General features: G+C 59.4%; 14 protein-coding genes and 1 pseudogene. 5 read left to right on the top strand and 10 right to left on the bottom strand.

Annotated features, from left to right (window positions below; genetic code table 11):
* Positions 1-3: 3 nt before the first annotated feature.
* From AB4N73_RS25805 to kdgD, 5 genes are all read right to left on the bottom strand, one after another.
* Positions 4-945, bottom strand: coding sequence for an AEC family transporter (locus AB4N73_RS25805; protein ID WP_041477966.1), 942 nt, complete (start codon positions 943-945; stop codon positions 4-6).
* A 251-nt stretch (positions 946-1,196) separates the two neighbouring features.
* On the bottom strand, positions 1,197-2,750 hold the full coding sequence (gene garD, locus AB4N73_RS25800) for a galactarate dehydratase (protein WP_016771706.1): 1,554 nt from the start codon (positions 2,748-2,750) through the stop codon (positions 1,197-1,199).
* An 11-nt stretch (positions 2,751-2,761) separates the two neighbouring features.
* A complete protein-coding gene (locus AB4N73_RS25795) occupies positions 2,762-4,123 on the bottom strand; it encodes an MFS transporter (RefSeq protein WP_041477964.1) in 1,362 nt (453 codons plus the stop codon).
* A 179-nt stretch (positions 4,124-4,302) separates the two neighbouring features.
* The gene (locus tag AB4N73_RS25790; protein WP_252885366.1) at positions 4,303-5,748 is read right to left on the bottom strand and encodes an aldehyde dehydrogenase family protein; all 1,446 of its coding nucleotides are present in this window, start codon (positions 5,746-5,748) and stop codon (positions 4,303-4,305) included.
* Positions 5,749-5,819: 71 nt separating this feature from the next.
* Positions 5,820-6,731, bottom strand: coding sequence for a 5-dehydro-4-deoxyglucarate dehydratase (gene kdgD, locus AB4N73_RS25785; RefSeq protein ID WP_039759443.1), 912 nt, complete (start codon positions 6,729-6,731; stop codon positions 5,820-5,822).
* A gap of 298 nt (positions 6,732-7,029) precedes the next feature.
* On the opposite strand from kdgD, the gene AB4N73_RS25780 reads away from it, so the two are divergent.
* Positions 7,030-7,410: a hypothetical protein gene (locus AB4N73_RS25780; RefSeq protein WP_460142722.1), complete on the top strand. Its 381-nt coding sequence runs from the start codon at positions 7,030-7,032 to the stop codon at positions 7,408-7,410.
* A 3-nt stretch (positions 7,411-7,413) separates the two neighbouring features.
* Here AB4N73_RS25780 and AB4N73_RS25775 read toward each other — a convergent pair whose 3' ends face one another.
* The 4 genes from AB4N73_RS25775 to AB4N73_RS25760 all read right to left on the bottom strand — a co-directional run bounded on the left by AB4N73_RS25775 (position 7,414) and on the right by AB4N73_RS25760 (position 11,989).
* Positions 7,414-8,163 carry a FadR/GntR family transcriptional regulator gene (locus AB4N73_RS25775; RefSeq protein WP_177327011.1) on the bottom strand — a complete coding sequence of 250 codons (750 nt, stop codon included), beginning with the start codon at positions 8,161-8,163 and terminating at the stop codon, positions 7,414-7,416.
* A gap of 186 nt (positions 8,164-8,349) precedes the next feature.
* Positions 8,350-10,077, bottom strand: a complete 1,728-nt coding sequence (locus AB4N73_RS25770) for an ABC transporter ATP-binding protein/permease (protein ID WP_056782917.1) — start codon at positions 10,075-10,077, stop codon at positions 8,350-8,352.
* A 96-nt stretch (positions 10,078-10,173) separates the two neighbouring features.
* On the bottom strand, positions 10,174-10,734 hold the full coding sequence (locus tag AB4N73_RS25765; RefSeq protein WP_003221630.1) for a response regulator transcription factor: 561 nt from the start codon (positions 10,732-10,734) through the stop codon (positions 10,174-10,176).
* A complete protein-coding gene (locus AB4N73_RS25760) occupies positions 10,727-11,989 on the bottom strand; it encodes an ATP-binding protein (RefSeq protein ID WP_016771713.1) in 1,263 nt (420 codons plus the stop codon). Before AB4N73_RS25760 ends, AB4N73_RS25765 begins: the two co-directional genes overlap by 8 nt.
* A gap of 410 nt (positions 11,990-12,399) precedes the next feature.
* Here AB4N73_RS25760 and AB4N73_RS25755 point away from each other — a divergent pair, with 410 nt between their 5' ends.
* Positions 12,400-13,116, top strand: a complete 717-nt coding sequence (locus AB4N73_RS25755; protein WP_016771714.1) for an SIMPL domain-containing protein — start codon at positions 12,400-12,402, stop codon at positions 13,114-13,116.
* 169 nt (positions 13,117-13,285) lie between these two features.
* Here AB4N73_RS25755 and AB4N73_RS25750 read toward each other — a convergent pair.
* Positions 13,286-13,647: pseudogene (locus tag AB4N73_RS25750) on the bottom strand (DUF6124 family protein).
* 1,275 nt (positions 13,648-14,922) lie between these two features.
* On the opposite strand from AB4N73_RS25750, the gene AB4N73_RS25745 reads away from it, so the two are divergent.
* The 3 genes from AB4N73_RS25745 to AB4N73_RS25735 all read left to right on the top strand — a co-directional run bounded on the left by AB4N73_RS25745 (position 14,923) and on the right by AB4N73_RS25735 (position 20,063).
* Positions 14,923-16,548, top strand: a complete 1,626-nt coding sequence (locus AB4N73_RS25745) for an ABC transporter substrate-binding protein (protein ID WP_041477957.1) — start codon at positions 14,923-14,925, stop codon at positions 16,546-16,548.
* Positions 16,549-16,851: 303 nt separating this feature from the next.
* A complete protein-coding gene (locus AB4N73_RS25740) occupies positions 16,852-18,450 on the top strand; it encodes an ABC transporter substrate-binding protein (protein WP_041477956.1) in 1,599 nt (532 codons plus the stop codon).
* Positions 18,451-18,626: 176 nt separating this feature from the next.
* Complete coding sequence (locus AB4N73_RS25735) at positions 18,627-20,063, top strand: OprD family porin (protein ID WP_056782911.1); 1,437 nt, start codon at positions 18,627-18,629, stop codon at positions 20,061-20,063.
* Positions 20,064-20,136: the final 73 nt, after the last annotated feature.

The following is a 20,136-nucleotide window of genomic DNA, read 5'->3' as shown; positions in this document are numbered from 1 at the left end:
TGGTCAGATCCACCCACCCCACTGCAACACAAAGATCCCGACATTGGTGGTAATAGCCGCCATCAACGTGGTCATCACGATGATCGCCGCTGCCAGCTCATGATTGCCCTGCGCCGCCCGGGCCATGACGAAACTCGCCGCCGCCGTCGGGCTGCCAAAGTAGAGAAACAGAATCCCCAATTCCGCCCCGCGAAAGCCCCACAGCCATGCCCCCAGTGTCGCCAGCACCGGCAGACCGATCATCTTCACCAGGCTGGAACTGAGCGCCATGTTGCCGCTCTTGCGCAGCGCCGCCAGTGACAGCGTGCCGCCGATACAGATCAGCGCCAGTGGCAAAGTGGTCTGCGCCAGATACTGGCCGGAGGTCTCCAGCCAGCCCGGCAGTCCGATCTTGAAATAGGCAAACGGCGCCGCCGAAATCACGCTGATGATCAGCGGGTTGCTGAACACGCTTTTGCAGATGCTCCAAGGATCGGACTTGATCACCGGGCTGTACACCGCCAGCACGATGGTCGACAGGGTGTTGTAGAACAGGATCACCAGCGCCGCGAGAATTGCCCCGAGGGAAATGCCGTAATCGCCGTACATGCTCGCGGCGAGCGCCAGGCCTATCACGCCGTTGTTGCCGCGAAACGCACCCTGGGTGTAGATGCCGCGATCTTCCCGCGGACACTTGAAAATCGCCCAGCCCCAGGCCACGGCGAAACTCACCAGGGTGGCGAGGGAAAAGTAGATGAGTAGCGAAGGTTGCAGTGCGGCGTGCAGGTCAGCGTGGAGAATGCCGAGAAACAGCAGCGCCGGCATGGTCACGTTGAACACCAGCGACGAGGCGGTGTGGATGAAGTTGTCGTTGATCCAGTCGATGCGCTTGAGCAGCACGCCGAGAAACAGCATGGCAAACACCGGCGCGGTGATGTTCAGGGTTTCAAGAAAGATTGCCAGCATGCCGGAGAGCCTTGGGTGAGCTTAGTCAGGGGGGCAATGATAAAGCAAAAGCCCCTCACCCTAGCCCTCTCCCAAAGGGAGAGGGAACCGATCGGGGGATATTTAAACAATCCACCGACCTGAAATGACATCGTCGAATCCATAATCGACCCGATTTGTCAGGTCGATGTATAGCGCCAAACAACTCGGTCGGCCCCCTCTCCCTCCGGGAGAGGGCTGGGGTGAGGGGCTTTTGATCTTCCATGAAACGATCAGGTAATCGGCGCCGGGTTGAACAAGGTGATGTCGTTGTGCAGCTTGTGTTTCTCCGCCCAGGTCTGTTGCTTGCCACTGGCAACATCCAGGTAATAGTGAAACAACTCCCAGCCGAGTTCTTCGATGGTCGCGCGCCCGGTGGCAATGCGTCCGGCATCAATGTCGATCAGGTCCGGCCAGCGCTGCGCCAGTTCAGTCCGCGTCGAAACCTTGACCACCGGCGCCATGGCCAGCCCGTAAGGCGTGCCGCGACCGGTGGTGAACACGTGCAGGTTCATCCCTGCTGCCAGTTGCAACGTCCCGCAGACAAAATCGCTGGCCGGCGTCGCGCAGAAAATCAGGCCCTTGTGCTTGAAACGCTCGCCCGGGCCGAGCACGCCATTGATCGCGCTGCTGCCGGACTTGACGATCGAGCCCAGCGACTTCTCGACAATGTTCGACAACCCGCCCTTCTTGTTGCCCGGCGTGGTGTTGGCGCTGCGATCGGCCTCGCCCTTGGCCAAGTAACGGTCGTACCAGTCCATCTCGCGCACCAGCTCTTCGGCGACGGTTTGCGTTTGCGCCCGTGAGGTCAGCAGGTAGATCGCATCGCGCACTTCGGTGACTTCGGAAAACATCACCGTCGCCCCCGCACGCAACAGCAAATCCGAGGCATAACCCAGCGCCGGGTTGGCGGTGATGCCGGAGAACGCGTCGCTGCCGCCGCACTGCATACCGAGAATCAGCTCGGAGGCCGGCACGGTTTCGCGGCGGCGCTGGTCGAGTTTCTTCAAACGCACTTCGGCCAGTTCCATGATCTGCTCGATCATTTCGGTGAAGCCGTGACTGGAGTCCTGCAACCGGTACAGCCACGGATCGCTGAGATCCACCGAGGCATCGTCCTCGTGCATCACCTGCCCGGCCTGCAATTTCTCGCAGCCCAGACCGATCACCAGCGCCTCGCCGCCCAGGTTCGGGTTGCGCGCCAGATTGCGCACGGTACGAATCGGGATGTAGGCGTCGGTCGCGGTAATCGCCACACCGCAGCCATAACTGTGGGTCAGCGCCACCACGTCATCGACGTGCGGGTACTTCGGCAGCAGCTCTTCCTTGATGCGCTTGACCGCATGATCGAGCACGCCGGTGACGCACTGCACGGTGGTGGTGATGCCGAGAATGTTGCGCGTGCCGACAGTGCCGTCGGCGTTGCGATAACCCTCGAACGTGAAGCCTTCCAGCGGTGCCTGCGCATCCGGCACATCGGTGGACAGCGGCAAGCTGTCCAGCGGCGGCGCGGTCGGCATGCGCAGTTGATCTTCCTTGACCCAACTGCCGCGACGGATCGGCTGCAACGCATAGCCGATAATCTGCCCGTAACGAATCACCGGGCCGCCCTCAGGAATATCCTCCAGAGTGACCTTGTGGCTCTGCGGTACGAAATCCAGCGTGACCAGGCCATCGGCAAACTCGGTACCGGCCGGTACGCCCTGATCGTTGACCACCACTACAACGTTGTCCCGCTCGTGCAGGCGGATGTAGCGCGGCGAGTCGGAATGTTCAATCAACTGCATGACGCCGCTCCTCAGGAATGCGCTTGAGACAAATTGCCGGTGGCTTCATTGCCGCCCTTGGCTGGCGGCTCTTTCAGGACCACACGCTTGATCGGGCCGACGATTACCAGATAGCTGAACACCGCGACCAGTGCGTTGGCACCGACAAACACCAGCGCCCACTTGAACGAGCCGGTGGAGCTGATGATGTAGCCGATGACGATCGGCGTGGTGATCGAAGCGATGTTGCCGAAGGTGTTGAACAGGCCGCCGCTCAGACCGGCGATCTGTTTCGGCGAGGTGTCGGAGACCACCGCCCAGCCCAGTGCGCCAACGCCTTTGCCGAAGAATGCCAGAGCCATGAAGCCCACCACCATCCATTCCACGTCAACATAGTTGCACGCGACGATGCTGCTCGACACCAGCAGGCCGGCGATGATCGGCGCCTTGCGAGCAAAAGTCAGCGAATGGCCCTTGCGCAGCAGGTAATCGGAAATCACTCCGCCAAGCACGCCGCCGATGAAGCCGCAGATCGCCGGCAATGAAGCGATGAAGCCGGCCTTGAGAATGGTCATGCCACGCTCTTGCACCAGATACACCGGGAACCAGGTCAGGAAGAAATAGGTGATGCCGTTGATGCAGTACTGGCCCAGATACACGCCGAGCATCATGCGGTTGGTCAGCAACTGACGGATGTAATCCCACTTCGGACCGTCGGACTTCTTGCCCTTCTGATCCATGTCGACCATGCCGCCGTTGTCAGCGATGTGCTTGAACTCGGCCTCGTTGACGCGTGGGTGTTCGCGCGGGCTGTAGATGACTTTCAGCCACACCAGCGAGAACACGATACCGAGGATACCCATGACGATGAACACGTGCTCCCAGCCGAAGCTGTAGACGATCCAGCCCATCAACGGCGCGAACAGCACGGTGGCAAAGTATTGCGCCGAGTTGAAGATCGCCGAAGCGGTTCCGCGTTCAGCGGTCGGGAACCACGCGGCAACGATGCGCGCGTTGCCAGGGAACGATGGCGCTTCGGCCAGGCCCACGAGGAAGCGCAGCATGAACAGCGCAACCACTGCCGTGGACATGCCGAATTCACCGACAAAGCCTTGCAGCACGGTGAACAGCGACCAGGTGAAAATGCTCAGGGCATAGACTTTTTTCGAGCCGAAGCGATCGAGCAGCCAGCCACCGGGAATTTGCCCGGCGACGTAGGCCCAACCGAATGCGGAGAAGATGTAGCCGAGGGTGACGGCGTCAATGCCCAGATCCTTTTGCAGGCTGGAACCGGCAATGGCGATCGTGGCACGGTCGGCGTAATTGATCGTGGTCACCAGAAACAGCATGAGCAGGATCAAATAGCGGACGTGAGTCGGCTTGGAGGATTGCATGCAGATGTACTCCCACTGATTATTTTTATGCGGGGTGAAGCTTCTTTGGTCTTGCATTTATTCCCTGTAGGAGCTGCCGAAGGCTCGGGCCGCGATCGGACGATCTTTTGATCTTGATCTTGAAAAAAAAGATCAAAAGATCGCAGCCTTCGGCAGCTCCTACAGGGGTACTGCGTGTATCAGGAGCCTACATAGGCGGTTTTCACCACGGTGTAGAACTCTTGTGCATAGCGGCCCTGCTCACGGGAGCCGTAGGACGAGCCTTTACGCCCGCCGAACGGTACGTGGTAATCCACACCGGCGGTCGGCAGGTTGACCATCACCATCCCGGCCTGGGAGTGGCGCTTGAAGTGGTTGGCGTACTTCAGCGAGGTGGTGGCGATGCCGGCCGACAAGCCGAATTCGGTGTCGTTGGCCATCGCCAGCGCGGCTTCGTAATCGGCCACACGGACAATGTTGGCCACCGGGCCGAAGATCTCTTCGCGGCTGATGCGCATCGACGCTTCGCTGTCGGCGAACAGGGTTGGTGCGAGGAAGTAGCCCTCGGTGTCGCAAGTCACCACACCGCCGCCGCTGACCAGACGTGCACCTTCGGACTGGCCGATGTCGATGTACTTCATGTCCTGCTCCAGCTGCGCCTGGGAGACCACCGGACCGATGTCGGTGCCGGCCTTCAGCGCGTGGCCGACCTTGATCGACTTCATGCGCTCGGCCATCGCTTCAACGAACTTGTCGTGAATGCCGGCGGTGACGATCAGACGGCTCGACGCTGTGCAGCGCTGGCCGGTGGAGTAGAACGCGCTCTGCACCGACAGCTCGACCGCTTGCTTGAGGTCGGCGTCGTCGAGAATGATCTGCGGGTTCTTGCCGCCCATTTCCAGCTGCACCTTGGCCTGGCGCGAAACGCAGTTGACGGCGATCTGGCGGCCAACGCCCACCGAACCGGTGAAGCTGATGCCGTCGACTTTCGGGCTGTTGACCAACGCCTCGCCAACCACGCGACCGCTGCCCATTACCAGGTTGAACGCACCGGCCGGGAAGCCCGCGCGGGAGATGATTTCGGCCAGCGCCCAGGCGCAGCCCGGCACCAGATCGGCAGGCTTGAGCACGACGCAGTTGCCGTAGGCCAGGGCCGGAGCAATTTTCCACGCCGGGATGGCGATCGGGAAGTTCCACGGCGTGATCAGACCGACCACGCCCAGGGCTTCGCGAGTGACCTCGACGTTGACGCCCGGGCGTACCGACGGCACATAGTCACCGGACAGACGCAGGCATTCACCGGCGAAGAACTTGAAAATGTTGCCGGCGCGGGTCACTTCACCGATCGCCTCCGGCAGGGTCTTGCCTTCTTCACGGGCCAGCAGGGTGCCAAGCTCTTCGCGACGGGCGAGAATTTCCGTGCCGACTTTATCCAGCGAATCGTGACGAGCCTGGATGCCCGACGTGGAGTACGCCGGGAACGCAGCGCGAGCAGCGTCGATGGCGGCGTTGACCTGGGTCAGGTCAGCCTTGGCATAGTCGCCGATGGTGTCGCTGAGTTCGGACGGGTTGATGTTGGCCGAGTAATCGGCACCGGCGACCCATTCGCCATTGATGTAGTTGTCGTAGCGTTTTGCAGTTGTCACAGGGCAGCCCTCAACTCTAAAAGCCTTCACGCAAAAAGCCGCTGATTGCTCAGCGGCCTCGCTTCTCTCGCTTATTGCGCGCCTTGCTTGTCGATCAGCGCGGCGAGCATTTCGTACTCTTCGCCGGTCAGGTCGGTCAGCGGCGCACGCACCGGACCTGCGTCATAGCCGGCGATTTTTGCACCTGCCTTGACGATACTCACGGCGTAACCGGCCTTGCGGTTGCGGATGTCCAGGTACGGCAGGAAGAAGTCGTCGATGATCTTGCCGACGGTGGCGTGATCTTCGCGAGCGATCGCGTGGTAGAAGTCCATCGCGGTTTTCGGGATGAAGTTGAACACCGCCGAGGAGTACACCGGCACGCCCAACGCCTTGTAGGCAGCGGCGTAGACTTCGGCGGTCGGCAGACCACCCAGGTAGCTGAAGCGATCACCGAGGCGGCGACGGATCGACACCATCAACTCGATATCGCCCAGGCCATCCTTGTAGCCGATCAGGTTCGGGCAGCGCTCGGCCAGACGTTCCAGCAGCGGCGCGGTGAGACGGCAAACGTTGCGGTTGTAGACGACCACGCCGATCTTCACCGATTTGCACACGGCTTCAACGTGGGCGGCAACACCGTCCTGGCTCGCTTCGGTCAGGTAGTGCGGCAGCAGCAGCAGACCTTTGGCGCCCAGACGCTCGGCTTCCTGAGCGTATTCGATGGCCTGGCGGGTCGAACCACCAACGCCGGCGAGGATTGGCACGCTGGTTGCGCAGGTGTCGACGGCAGTCTTGATGATTTCCGAGTATTCGCTGGCGGCCAGGGAGAAGAACTCACCGGTGCCACCGGCGGCGAACAGAGCCGAAGCGCCATACGGAGCCAGCCATTCCAGGCGTTTGATGTAGCCCGCGCGGTTGAAATCGCCCTGCGCGTTGAAATCGGTCACCGGGAAAGACAGCAGGCCGGCAGAGAGGATGGACTTCAGTTCTTGTGGATTCATTATTCGAACACCCTGGTAGCAACGTTTTATTGTGAGTGGACCGTTCAGCCTTCGCCGAAGTTGTAGGTCATCGTACAACTTAAAATATAACCGTCAACTGCATTTCATCGTTGGCAGGGCTTTTTTGTCGGACAAGATTGGCTTTTACGCTTTATGAAATGGCTACAAGGCTCGCGCTTGACGCGTTCGAGGGCTGAAATATCTGGTCTGGATTCGTTTAATTCTGTAGCGACCTGCGGCTCTTAAAGTACGTCGACTGCCACGAAGGATCGTGGCGGACCACTCAAAGGAAGCCGCTATGTCGATGCATTTTGCCGCCCCCACCCTCACCCACCTCGCCCCTGCGCAAGACGATTGCGTGACGCTTCAGCTCTCGCAATTGCCGGACATCCTCACCGTGCAGGTCCCGGATTCCAGCGATTTCGCAGCAAACTGGAGCGTCTACGCGGTCCTCGGCAGCGATGCCGAGGACCCTGAATGGGAAGGTGATGAGGTGGACACTGGCGCCTGGGACGACGCCGAGGATGAAATGGAAAAGCTGCTCGACATCGAGGTGCAGCTGCCGAAAGAGGCATTGCAACCGTACCTGAACCGCGAGGTGGAGCTGCGTTACAAGTTTCGCGATGAGTCGAGCATGGAGCCGTATTCGCTGCCGCTGCGATTGCGCATAGAGGCGTAAGACTCAGCTTCGCTGCGCCTGCGCCTCTTCATGGGCCTGGCGCAGTCTTTCACGGCTATTGGTCAGGTGCAGACGCATCGCCGCACGCGCGGCATCGGAGTCCTGACGGGCAATCGCGTCGTAGATTTCCTCGTGCTCGCGGCTCAGGCGGCTCATGTAGTGCTGTTGATCATCGTGGGCCAGCCGCGCCGAGTTCAGCCGCGTACGTGGAATGATGCTGGTGCCCAGGTGCGTCATGATGTCGGTGAAGTAGCGGTTGCCGGTGGACAGGGCAATTTCCAGGTGGAAAGCGAAGTCCGACGACACCGCATCGCTGGCATGGGAGGCGCTTTCGTTCAAGGCGTCGAGGGCGGCGCGCATGGTTGCCAGTTGCTCGGGACTGCGGCGTTGCGCGGCAAGGCCGGCGGACTCGACTTCGAGGCTGATGCGCAATTCGAGGATCGCCAGCACGTCACGCAGGGTGACAACGGTGGCCGGATCGATGCGGAAACCGCTCGGGCTCGGCGTATCGAGAACAAAGGTGCCGATGCCGTGGCGGGTTTCTACCTGGCCGGCGGCCTGCAGACGGGAAATTGCCTCGCGGACCACGGTGCGGCTGACGCCATGGGCTTCCATGATCGCCGACTCGGTGGGCAACTTGTCGCCACGCTTGAGCAGGCCATCGCGGATCTGCTCGCTCAACACCGTCACCAATTCCTGGGCGAGGCTGCGGCGCTTGCGGGGGAGGCGCGGGGTGTCGATCAGCTTTTCCATGGTCTGCATCTTGTCTCGAAAGTTCGGCTTGGCGCCATCATAGCTCAAGCGGGTTGTACGATCACCGGGCAGATCACATTGCCCCACTGTGGGAGCGAGCCTGCTCGCGAAAGCGGTGGTTCAGACGACAGATTCGTCGACCGATATGACCCCTTCGCGAGCAGGCTCGCTCCCACAGGTGGGTGTTCAGACAGTTATGGCCTGTTCGACCAGACGACCGCTGTCGATCCGCACATGCCGTGGATGGAATCGTTTCAAACTGCTTCGGTGACCGACGCTGACAATGCTCAGCCCCGGAATCTCATCGATCAACGCCTGATACAAGGTCGCCTCGTCCTCTTCATCCATCGCCGATGTAGCCTCGTCCATGTACAGCCATTGCGGTGCGTAGAGAAGCGCGCGGGCGAAGGCCAGGCGTTGCTGCTCACCCGGCGAGAGCATGCGTTGCCAGTGATTGGCTTCATCCAGCCGCCCGACCAGGTGTGGCAGACGGCAGGTTTCCAGCACCTGTGCATAACGTTCCGGCGCGTAGGTGTCGCCCGGTTGTGGATAACTCAACGCTTCACGCAATGTGCCGATCGGCAGATAAGGCTTCTGCGGCAGGAACAGATAACGCGCCGCCGGCAAACGAATATTGCCGTGCCCCGCCGGCCACAAATGCCCCATCGCTCGCAGCAGTGTCGACTTGCCGCTGCCGGACCGCCCGCTGAGCATAACGCGCTCACCCGGTTCAACGGTCATGTCGGCGTCGGTCAGCAGGTGACGACCATCGGCCAGATCGAGGCCGAGGTTGTGCACCTGCAACTCACTGCCCTGGTTCTGCACGTCGATGGCCGGGGTGCGTTGTTCGTTGTCGCTCATGGCCTGACGGAAACTCAGCAAACGATCACAGGTGGCGCGCCACGCGGCGAGATCCGAGTAGGCGGTGATGAACCAGCTGAAATTCTCCTGCACGTTGCCGAACGCCGAGTTGATTTGCATCAGCTCGCCCAGTTCGATCTTGCCGGACAGATAGCGCGGTGCGGCGACGACAAACGGGAAAATGATTGCGATCTGCCCGTAGCCGGAGGTGAAGAACGTCAGGCGCTTGGACACGCGCATGATGTCCCAGAAATTGTGCCAGACCAGTCCGAAGCGATTACTCAAGCGGCGGTTTTCATTGGGTTCGCCGTTGTACAAGGCGATGCTTTCCGCATTCTCACGCACGCGCACCATGGAAAAACGCAGGTCTGCTTCGAAGCGTTGTTGCTTGTTGTTCAGACCGATCAGACGGCGACCGATCAAATGCGTCAGCCAACTGCCGACCGCCGCGTACAACAGTGCGCACCAGAACATGTAGCCGGGAATCTCGATGCCGAACACTTCGATACTGCCCGACACGCCCCACAAAATGATCGAGAACGACACCAGACTGACAATCGTGCGCAGCAGCCCGAGGCCCAGGCTCAGGGTGTTGGCGGTGTAAGTGTTGAGGTCTTCGGAAATCCGCTGGTCGGGGTTATCGGTATAACCGCCCTGCTCCAGCTGGTAGTAATTCTTGTGGTCCAGCCAGCGCTTGAAGTGCTTTTCGGTCAGCCACGCCCGCCAGCGGATCGTCAGCATCTGCGTCAGATACAACCGATACACCGCGCCGAGAATCGCCACGGTCGCGATGCCGCAGAAATACAGAATCAACTGCCAGAACGCGGCTTCATCCTTTCTCTGCAAAGCGTTGTAGAAATCCTTGTACCAACTGTTGATCCACACCGAAATCGCCACGCTGAACAGCGTCAGCGCAATTACGGCAATCAGCAACGTCCAGGCCTTGCCCTTCTCTTCGCTGCGCCAGTAAGGCGTGGTCATCGCCCAGACTTTGCGAAAAAACTGCCCGCGCACAGCATCGTTGACCGCGGAATATTCAGCGTTCTGATTCATGGATAAGGCTCGATAGTAAAAAGAACGGACACGCGCCGATCATAGATGATCGGCGCGATTCATCGCGAGGGCTGGCGATAGTCGTTCAGCGCAGGTTCAGCGACGCACCGGGCGCTTCTGCAGTTTGCGCTGCAAGGTGCGGCGGTGCATGCCCAGCGCGCGGGCCGTGGCGGAAATATTGCCTTCGTGCTCGGTGAGCACGCGCTGGATGTGCTCCCATTGCAGACGATCGACCGACATCGGGTTTTCCGGCACCAGACTGTCGAGATCGGCGTGCTCAGACAGCAGCGCGGCCAGCACGTCGTCGGCATCGGCGGGTTTGCACAGGTAGTTGCAGGCGCCACGCTTGATCGCCTCGACTGCCGTGGCAATGCTCGAATAACCGGTGAGGATCACCACGCGCATTTCCGGATCGAGTTCCAGCAGCTTGGGCAGCAGGACCAGACCGGAGTCGCCGTCCATTTTCAGGTCCAGCGCGGCGTAATCAGGCAGATCGGCCTGGGCGATGGTCAGGCCTTCTTCAGCGGAACCGGCAGTGCTGACGCGAAAGCCACGACGGGCCATGGCGCGGGCCATGACGCGGGTGAAGGTCGCGTCGTCGTCGACCAGCAGCAGATGCGGCAGTTCTTCGCCTTCGACTTGGATTTCGTCACTCATGTTGGTCTCCTCGGGCGCCGTGGGGCAGGCGCAGCTCGGTGAGCGTGCCGCCTTCCTCATGACTATAGAGTTTCACTGAGCCGCCGGCGCGTGTCACGCTGGCCTTGCTCAAAAACAGGCCCAGGCCGAAACCTTTGCCCTTGGTGGTAAAAAACGGCTTGCCGATCTGCTCGGCGATGGCCAGCGGCACACCGGCGCCGTGGTCGCGAATGCTGATCGTCAAAGTCTCTGCGTCCCAGTCGAGGGTCACCTGGAGATTTTCCGGGCAGGCGTCGGCTGCATTGTTGAGCAGATTCAGCAATGCCTGGGTCAGATCCGGCGGCGGCGCCATGCGCGGCACCGCCCCCTGACCGAGACGCTGGAAGCGGTAACTGGCTTCCGGGCGCATCAGGTGCCAGCGGTTCAGCGCTTCGTCGAGCCAGTCGGTAACGTCCTGCATCTCCACCGCCAGACGCCGGTTGGCCTCGGCGGCGCGGACCAGTTGCTGCAAGGTTTCCTTGCACAGCTTGACCTGATCCTGCAGCACTTTCAGATCGTCCTGCAGCAACGCATCGGGGTGGTCCTGCTGCATTTCCTTGAGCAACACGCTCATGGTCGCCAGCGGCGTACCCAACTCATGCGCAGCCCCGGCGGCCTGGGTCGCAACGGCGAGCAGCTGCTGATCACGCAGCCCTTCCTCGCGACGAATCGCCCGCAGCTCTTCCTGCCGACGTAGCTCTTCAGCCATGCGCGCGGCGAAGAAGGTGATCACCGCAGCGGCCAGGGCAAAGCTCAGCCACATGCCGTAGATCTGCAGATTCTCACGGGCGACCGGCAAGGTTTCCAGCGGATAGAAACGCGTCAGCATCAGCGTGTACAGCGCCAGCGCGATGCCCGACAGAATCACCGAATAACGCCACGGCAAGGTCACCGCCGCGATCGTCAACGGCACCAGATAATAGGAAACAAAGGGGTTGGTCGAACCGCCGGAGAAATACAGCAGCGCACTGTGAATCACCAGATCGCAAGCCAGTTGCAGCGCGTATTCGAGCTCGGTCACCGGCCACGATGTGCGCAGGCGCACGGCAGTGAACACGCAGAGCAGAATCGAGCAGCCGAGGGTCATCGCCAGTTGCACCCACGGCAACGGCAGCAATTGCAGCCAGTAGGCCAGACCCACGGACCCGGCCTGCGCGGCGAGCACCAGGGTGCGGATGAAAGTCAGCCGCCAGAGGTTCTGGCGAGTGGCGGAAGTCAGTTGTACGGGGGCGAGCATGAGCTCTCCTGATGAGCGCTCCAGGCGGATCGCACGGAGTATAACCAAGCCGCGGGGTTCAGAGGCGAAAGTGCGGCAAACGACCACATGGCGACGATGGAGAATTCATCTGAGTTGAAGAAGATGCCGAGGGCTATTGGAGATCAATTGTGGCGAGGGGATTTATCCCCGCTGGGTGGCGGAGCCGCCCCAAGTCATGCGACCTCATTTAACCAGACATACCGCATCAGCCGGATTTGCGACTGCTGCGCAGCCGAACGGGGATAAATCCCCTCGCCACAGAAGCACTCCCCACTTCGCGCAGGTATCTGTATAGAAGTTGTAACTGGGCGAACCGGATCATAGAAGTTAGAGTCTGATGGTTCACGCAGGCCGCGACCCATCACCTGCGCCTCATTCAAGGAGCCTTCATGCACACATTTCGCCGCAGCGCCGCCCTCCTCGCCCTGACCGTCGGCAGCGTCGCCAGCCTTCCGGCGCTGGCCGCCGATGAGCTGCACTACAACCAGATTTCCCTGCGCGCCGAAGTCAGCCAGGAAGTGGCCCGCGACCAGATGATCGTGACGCTCTACACCGAAGAGCAGAACACCGACCCGGCCAAACTCGCCGCCGCCATCAGCACCACCATGAACAAGGCCACCGCCCAGGCCAAACAAGTCAAAGACATCACCTTGCGCACGGGCAGCCGCAACAGCTATCCGATCTACGACACCAAAGGCCAGAAGATCACCGGCTGGCGCGAACGCGCCGAACTGCGCCTGGAAAGCACCGACTTCGCCGCCCTGTCCAAACTCACCGGCGAGCTATTGACCGACCTGAAAATGGGCGGCATGGACTTCGCCATCGCCGACCCGACCCGCAAGGCCAGCGAAGACCAGTTGCTCAAAGAAGCCGTCACCGCCTTCAAGACCCGCGCCCAACTGGCCACCGATGCACTGGGCGGCAAGGGCTACAAAATCGTCAACCTGAACCTCAACAGCAACGGTTACCCACAACCGTACCTGCGCGCGCCGATGATGATGAAAGCCGCGGCCATGGATTCCGCCCCGGTGACCCCGGAAGTTGAAGCCGGCACCAGTCAGGTCAGCATGACCGCTGATGGCTCGATTGAAGTGTTGATGCAGTGATTTGAGCTTGGCTGAATGAAAGACCGGCAATCAGTCAATGGTTGCCGGTTTTTTTGTGCCCGGGTTTTGTAGTGAATGATCCACCGCTATCGCGAGCAGGCTCGCTCCCACAGGTTGAACGCATTTCCATGTGGGAGCGAGCCTGCTCGCGAAGAACGATGACGCGATCTCAAGCGTGCGGATCAACCCGATCCAGCGCCCGATTCACCGCCAGCTCCGCCAGCATGATGATCTGCTGAATGGCCAGCGCCGTATTGCGCTGCGGCCTACCAAGCTGATCGGCGAAATCGCTGGCCAGCGTATTGGCTGAAGCAAGGGACTCACAGGCGTGAGCCAGCAGGCTTTCGGTGTCGATGTCGGGCCGGATCAAAAACATCGTGCTGGGTGGATGGGGTTTGCCGGGTGGCGGGCAGAGATAGAAATCGAGGGCACGCTTGATGGCTTCGCGGTTCTTCGCGAGATCGTCGGCACGCAGCGCGGCTTCGAGGGGGTTGAGGTTTCTTCGGGTGGGTCCGGGACTGGTTTGCTCATGCGCTTCACCTATGAGGTTGAGCCATCTCGATGCCGTTTCTCACACGACGAAGAGGTGGCAGCTTTGTGCGGGGTGAGAAAACCGGTCATAGGCACCCGGCCGGACATAAGCCCGCCCGCACATAGCCGCCATAACGCACTTGCAGGCAGCAAACTTGCTGGCGGCAATTATGCGGATCTGGGCACTGAATGACTATGAATGTCGGGTTCTCACACCCGATCGCTGAACAACCAGCGACGACCCAAGCCTAGAGAGCGCACGTCCGACGGACAACCTGAAAACCTTGTGGGAAGGTTCTGGCTGTTTCGCAGCGGATTTAAACAGCCAAAAAGCAAACCCTCACCCTAACCCTCTCCCAGAGGGAGAGGGGACTGACCGAGGTGTTTGGGGGAGATACGCCAACGTGAAACTCCGAGTTGAACTCAGGATTTGAAAAGCACACAAATCAGCCCCCTCTCCTCGGGGAGAGGGCTGGGGTGAGGGGCAAATCCACAACAAAAATAACGCCGAACACCCGCTCTTCACCACTCAATAGGCCGAGTGTCAGCTCGCCTGCTCTTGATCTTGATCCACCGGCGACGTCGGAAGGCTGAGTGGAGGGATTGAGCCGGGTGTGGGAGCGCAGCGACCGTTCGACGAAGTCGAACACAGCGGAAGGAGGTGCAGCGAAGCAAACCGGAGCCGCTGCGCCCGGATCAGTCCCGGAGCGAAGGGACCCCGAGCCCCAGCGAGTGGGCCGAACGTAGGAGCTAGCGTTTTTTGCTTACTTTTTTAGGCGCTTGTAAAAAAGTAAGTCGCCGTAAGGGCGAAACCGCCAGCCGCCATACCGCAAAAAACGGATATTCACCCAAACCAACCAACACCCTGGTCGGCCCAAAGGCCGCCAAGGTGCCACCAATCGAAACACCCAGTTGCACCAAGTAAAACTCCCCAATCCCTGCCCCAATCCACCCCACCAAAGCCCACCCCGAAAACCCCTCAACCCCGCCCATCCCCAAGGGTATAAATAAGTAACACCAAGCCCCACCCCAGCGCACCCGACACCTCCACCGCACCATTTCAGTGCCCCGAATGCACCGCAAAAACCACCCGCAAACGGTCAAATGCGTCAAAAGTTATACGGATGCGACATTAAGGTACGTTCGTGCCACCGTTTAACGCCGCCGACCGCTCTGGATCTTGCATTGGGTATGGGGCCTGCATAAGTATCCGCAGGCACGACTCACGAGGTCGTACCTCACAACTAAAAAATGACAACAAATCATGAGGCCAACATGCTTAAACACGCGGTCATTCCGTTTCTAGTCGGCGCAGGCTTGTTAGCCTCCGCACCTTTCGCCACCGCTGCGACTAACCTGGTGTTCTGCTCCGAAGGGAGCCCGGCCGGTTTTGATCCAGGCCAGTACACCACCGGAACCGACTTCGACGCCTCAGCCGAAACCATGTTCAACCGCCTGACCCAGTTCGAGCGCGGCGGCACCGCCGTGATTCCTGGCCTGGCGACCAAGTGGGACATTTCCGACGATGGCCTGACCTACACCTTCCACCTGCGTGAAGGCGTCAAGTTTCATACCACCCCGTATTTCAAGCCGACTCGTGAATTCAACGCCGACGACGTGCTGTTCACCTTCAATCGCATGATTAACAAGGATGACCCGTTCCGTAAGGCGTACCCGACCGAATTCCCGTACTTCACCGACATGGGGATGGACACCAACATCACCAAGATCGATAAAGTCGACGACCACACCGTCAAGTTCACTCTGAAAGAAGTCGACGCTGCGTTCATCCAGAACATGGCCATGAGCTTCGCTTCCGTGCAGTCCGCCGAATACGCAGCGCAACTGTTGAAAGAAGGCAAACCCGCCGACATCAACCAGAAGCCGATCGGCACTGGCCCGTTCGTATTCAAGAGCTACCAGAAAGACTCGAACATCCGTTACACCGGCAACAAGGACTACTGGAAACCTGAAGACGTGAAGATCGACAACCTGATCTTCGCCATCACCACCGACCCGTCGGTGCGTATCCAGAAGCTGAAAAAGAACGAGTGCCAGGTCACCCTGTTCCCGCGTCCGGCCGATCTGAAAGCGCTGAAAGAAGACAAGTCGCTGAAGATGCCGGATCAGGCTGGCTTCAACCTGGGCTACATCGCCTACAACGTGATGGACAAGGTCAAGGGCAGCAACGAGGCCAACCCGCTGGCTGACCTGCGCGTGCGTCAGGCGCTGGACATGGCCGTGAACAAGCCGCAGATCATCGATTCGGTTTACCAGGGCGCGGGCCAACTGGCCGTCAACGCGATGCCGCCGACCCAGTGGTCCTACGACACCACCATCAAGGATGCCAAGTACGATCCTGAGAAAGCCAAACAGCTGCTCAAGGAAGCCGGCGTCAAGGAAGGTACCGAGATCGTCCTGTGGGCGATGCCGGTGCAGCGTCCGTACAACCCGAACGCCAAACTGATGGCTGAAATGCTCCAGTCCGACTGGGCCAAGATCGGCTTGAAAGTGAAGATCACCAGCTACGAGTGGGGCGAGTACATCAAGCGCTCCAAAGGTGGCGAGAACCAGGCCATGATCATTGGCTGGAGCGGTGACAATGGTGATCCGGACAACTGGCTCAACGTTCTGTTTGGCTGCGACTCGCTGAGCGGCAACAACTTCTCCAAGTGGTGCGACAAGAAGTTCGACGGCCTGGTGAAAGAAGCTAAACGCACTACCGACCAGGGCAAGCGCACCGAGCTGTACAAACAGGCGCAACACGTCCTCAAAGATGCAGTTCCAATGACACCTATCGCTCACTCGACGGTGTATCAACCCATGCGCGCCAACGTGCAGGATTTCAAGATCAGCCCATTTGGCCTGAATTCCTTCTACGGCGTCAGCGTCAGCAAGTAAGACATTGCAACGGCGGCGTTTCTGACGTCGCCGTTGCTTTATCTACCGGGAAAAAAGGAAAAGTCCTACACCCAAATCCGCCGCAGATGATTGCTTCGGTATAGGCGCGTCGACTTTTCCTACGAGCATTAAGGCAATTACGTATTTACTGCCAGAGGCACGGTGCCTACCGTCGCGTACTGACCAGTGTCTGCGTGGGCCACCGGTTTTGCCGTACGTATTTGGATTGAGCTCAATGCGACCAGAAAGTCCCGGGATCGGGATCCAGGTGCATTGCATAACACTAAAAAAAGAGGGAGCGTCATGCGCCATACCTTGGTTTTTTCCGCACTGTTGGGCGCCGGCCTGTTGGCCGCCACGTCTGCAAGCTACGCCGCCAGCGACAGCCTGGTGTTCTGCTCGGAAGGCAGCCCGGCGGGTTTCGATACCGCGCAATACACGACGGCCACCGACAACGACGCCGCCGAGCCGCTGTACAACCGCCTGGTGGAGTTCGAAAAAGGCGCGACCAATGTCGTACCCGGTCTGGCAACCAAGTGGGACATTTCCGAAGATGGCCTGAAATACACCTTTCACCTGCGTGAAGGCGTGAAATTTCATACAACCCCTTACTTCAAGCCGAGCCGCGATTTCAACGCCGACGACGTGCTGTTCACGTTCAATCGCATGCTCGATGCGCAACAGCCGTTCCGCAAGGCCTATCCCACCGAGTTTCCGTACTTCAACGGGATGAGCCTGAACAAGAACATCGCCAAGGTCGAGAAGACCGGGCCGCTGACCGTGGAGTTCACGCTCAACAGTGTTGACGCCGCGTTCATCCAGAACATCGCCATGAGCTTCGCCGCCATTCTGTCTGCCGAATACGCCGACAAGCTGCTGGCCGACGGCAAGCCGAGCGACATCAACCAGAAGCCGATCGGCACCGGGCCGTTCGTATTCAAGAGCTACCAGAAAGACTCGAACATCCGCTACACCGGCAACCCGCAGTATTGGGATCCGAGCCGGGTCAAGCTGAAGAACCTGATTTTCGCGATCAACACCGACGCTTCGGTACGCGTGCAGAAGCTCAAGGCCAACGAGTGCCAGATCACCCTGCACCCGCGTCCTGCCGATGTTGAAGCGCTGAAGGCCGACCCGAAACTGCAACTGATTTCCAAGCCGGGCTTCAACCTCGGCTACATCGCCTACAACGTGCGCCACAAGCCGTTCGATCAACTGGAAGTGCGTCAGGCGCTGGACATGGCGGTGAATAAACAGGGAATTCTCAACGCTGTTTATCAAGGCGCCGGCCAACTGGCCGTCAACGCCATGCCACCAACCCAGTGGTCCTACGACGACACCATCAAGGACGCCGCCTACAACCCGGAAAAAGCCAAGGAACTGCTCAAGGCTGCCGGCGTGAAAGAAGGCACCGAGATCACCCTGTGGGCAATGCCGGTGCAGCGTCCGTACAACCCGAACGCCAAACTGATGGCCGAAATGCTCCAGTCCGACTGGGCCAAGATCGGTCTGAAAGTGAAGATCGTCAGTTACGAATGGGGCGAGTACATCAAGCGCACCAAGAACGGCGAGCACGACGTCAGCCTGATCGGCTGGACCGGTGACAATGGGGATCCGGACAACTGGCTGGGCACGCTGTACAGCTGTGACGCCATCGGCGGCAACAACTACTCCATGTGGTGCGATCCGGCTTACGACAAGCTGATCAAACAGGCCAAGGTCGTCACCGACCGCGACCAGCGCACCGTGCTTTATAAACAGGCCCAGCAATTGCTTAAACAGCAAGTGCCGATCACGCCTGTCGCCCACTCGACGGTCAACCAGCCGTTAAGCACCCGGGTCGAAGGATTCAAAGTCAGCCCGTTCGGCCGCAACGTGTTCTCGGGTGTCAGTATCGATTAAACCAACCGATTAGCCGCAATGCTGAGGGGAGCCGTCTACTCCCCTCACGCAAGCGCTTTGCCGAAATTCGCCAATCCGGCTTTTTGCAAACGTTTGCGATGTGTGAACGAGTTCTAAACCAATAACCGGCATACCAAAAAAAGCCGGGATAAAAAGAAAGTAAAGGAGCTTCACCCATGAAACTGAGCAGCACCGCGATACTGGCCCTGGCCATCAGCAGCATCACCGCCACGGCTTATGCGGAAACCCAGAGCCAGGCGTTCACCCCGGTGACCGTCAACACCAAGAGCGCCCAGGCTGAGGCCACTGGGTTCGTCGAAGGACAGTCGATCACCGGTACGACACGTAACTGGTACGCCAACGAGCAACTGAAGCGCGGCGGCAAATTCTCCTATAAAAAAAATGGTTCTCCGGCCGAAACTGACCGTCGGATCAACTGGGTGCAAGGGACCATCGTCAAGTACAACTCGGGTTTCACCGAGGGCACTGTAGGTATCAGCACCGAAGTTGCGGCATATAACGCAATTGCGCTTGAACGTGATCGTGAAAATCTGGCTTCCGGAAATGGCGGCGCCCCAAAGACGGGCGTGGGATCGGGTAACAACCGCACCCTGACGCACAAGAATAACGGTGAAGCCGTAGATCAGTGGAGCAAGGTAGGCCTTGCCAACATCAAGGCGCGCGTTTCCAACACCACTCTGACTGCCGGTCGTATGAGCTTCAGCAGCCCGCAGGTCGACGTGATCGGCAACCGTGCACTGCCTTCGAGCTTCGAGGGTGTCTCCCTGCACAGTGAAGAGTTGAACAATCTGTCCTTCGACTTGGCCACTTTTGATCGCGTCTCGCCACGATCGGAACAAAGCCTGCAGAAATTCCGCGCCGAGTATGCCAACGGCCGTGTCGAATCCGACAAGGTCAACACCGCCGGTATCAGCTATCAGCCGCTCGAAAGTCTGAAAACCAGTCTATGGGGCACGCAAGTTGAAGATCTGTGGAACCAGTACTACTTCGGCGCCACCCATGAACTGGGTGACAGCAGCGTCCTCGCCCTGACTACCGGTTTCAACTACTACAAAACCGTCGACGAAGGTAAGAAGCTGCTGGGCGACATCGACAACGACACCTACTCGCTGTCGTTCGGACTGACCCACCAAGCGCATAACCTGACCTTCTCCTACCAGCAAGTAAACGGTAACGAGTACTTCGATTACCTGCACGAGACTAACGGTATCTACCTAGCCAACTCCCTGCTGTCGGACTTCAACGGCCCGAACGAGAAATCCTTCCAGGTTTCATACGCCATCAATATGGCCGAGTACGGTGTGCCGGGCCTGAAATTCAACATCTATCAAGCTCGCGGCTGGGGAATCGATGGCACGCACTACAACGGCAACAAAGGCGTTGAAGGCAAAGGCTACGACGGCATCCAGGAACAGGATGGCGAGCACCACTATGAATACGGCATCGGTGCGACCTATGCGGTACAAAGCGGTCCTCTGAAAGCCACCACGATTCGCGGCACCTACACAGCCCACCGTGCGAGCGAGTTCCAATCGGATGGCAGCATCAACGAGTTCCGTCTCGTAACCACCATCCCGTTCAACATTCTGTAAAAACGCCAACCGACGGCTGACTCATGATGAGTCGGCCGTTCGGTTTTCTGTCTTCAACCGATTGCAGAGGGTT

The organism is Pseudomonas sp. S3_B08 (genome assembly GCF_054667725.1).
This window is presented reverse-complemented; position numbering and strand designations above follow the sequence as displayed.

Bases quoted from the DNA above. Each gene is read 5' to 3' on its own strand.
- AB4N73_RS25805 (WP_041477966.1), bottom strand. From the start codon at position 945: ATGCTGGCAATCTTTCTTGAAACCCTGAACATCACCGCGCCGGTGTTT.
- garD (WP_016771706.1), bottom strand. From the start codon at position 2,750: ATGCAGTTGATTGAACATTCCGACTCGCCGCGCTACATCCGCCTGCAC.
- AB4N73_RS25795 (WP_041477964.1), bottom strand. From the start codon at position 4,123: ATGCAATCCTCCAAGCCGACTCACGTCCGCTATTTGATCCTGCTCATG.
- kdgD (WP_039759443.1), bottom strand. From the start codon at position 6,731: ATGAATCCACAAGAACTGAAGTCCATCCTCTCTGCCGGCCTGCTGTCT.
- AB4N73_RS25780 (WP_460142722.1), top strand. From the start codon at position 7,030: ATGTCGATGCATTTTGCCGCCCCCACCCTCACCCACCTCGCCCCTGCG.
- AB4N73_RS25775 (WP_177327011.1), bottom strand. From the start codon at position 8,163: ATGGAAAAGCTGATCGACACCCCGCGCCTCCCCCGCAAGCGCCGCAGC.
- AB4N73_RS25770 (WP_056782917.1), bottom strand. From the start codon at position 10,077: ATGAATCAGAACGCTGAATATTCCGCGGTCAACGATGCTGTGCGCGGG.
- AB4N73_RS25765 (WP_003221630.1), bottom strand. From the start codon at position 10,734: ATGAGTGACGAAATCCAAGTCGAAGGCGAAGAACTGCCGCATCTGCTG.
- AB4N73_RS25760 (WP_016771713.1), bottom strand. From the start codon at position 11,989: ATGCTCGCCCCCGTACAACTGACTTCCGCCACTCGCCAGAACCTCTGG.
- AB4N73_RS25755 (WP_016771714.1), top strand. From the start codon at position 12,400: ATGCACACATTTCGCCGCAGCGCCGCCCTCCTCGCCCTGACCGTCGGC.
- AB4N73_RS25745 (WP_041477957.1), top strand. From the start codon at position 14,923: ATGCTTAAACACGCGGTCATTCCGTTTCTAGTCGGCGCAGGCTTGTTA.
- AB4N73_RS25740 (WP_041477956.1), top strand. From the start codon at position 16,852: ATGCGCCATACCTTGGTTTTTTCCGCACTGTTGGGCGCCGGCCTGTTG.
- AB4N73_RS25735 (WP_056782911.1), top strand. From the start codon at position 18,627: ATGAAACTGAGCAGCACCGCGATACTGGCCCTGGCCATCAGCAGCATC.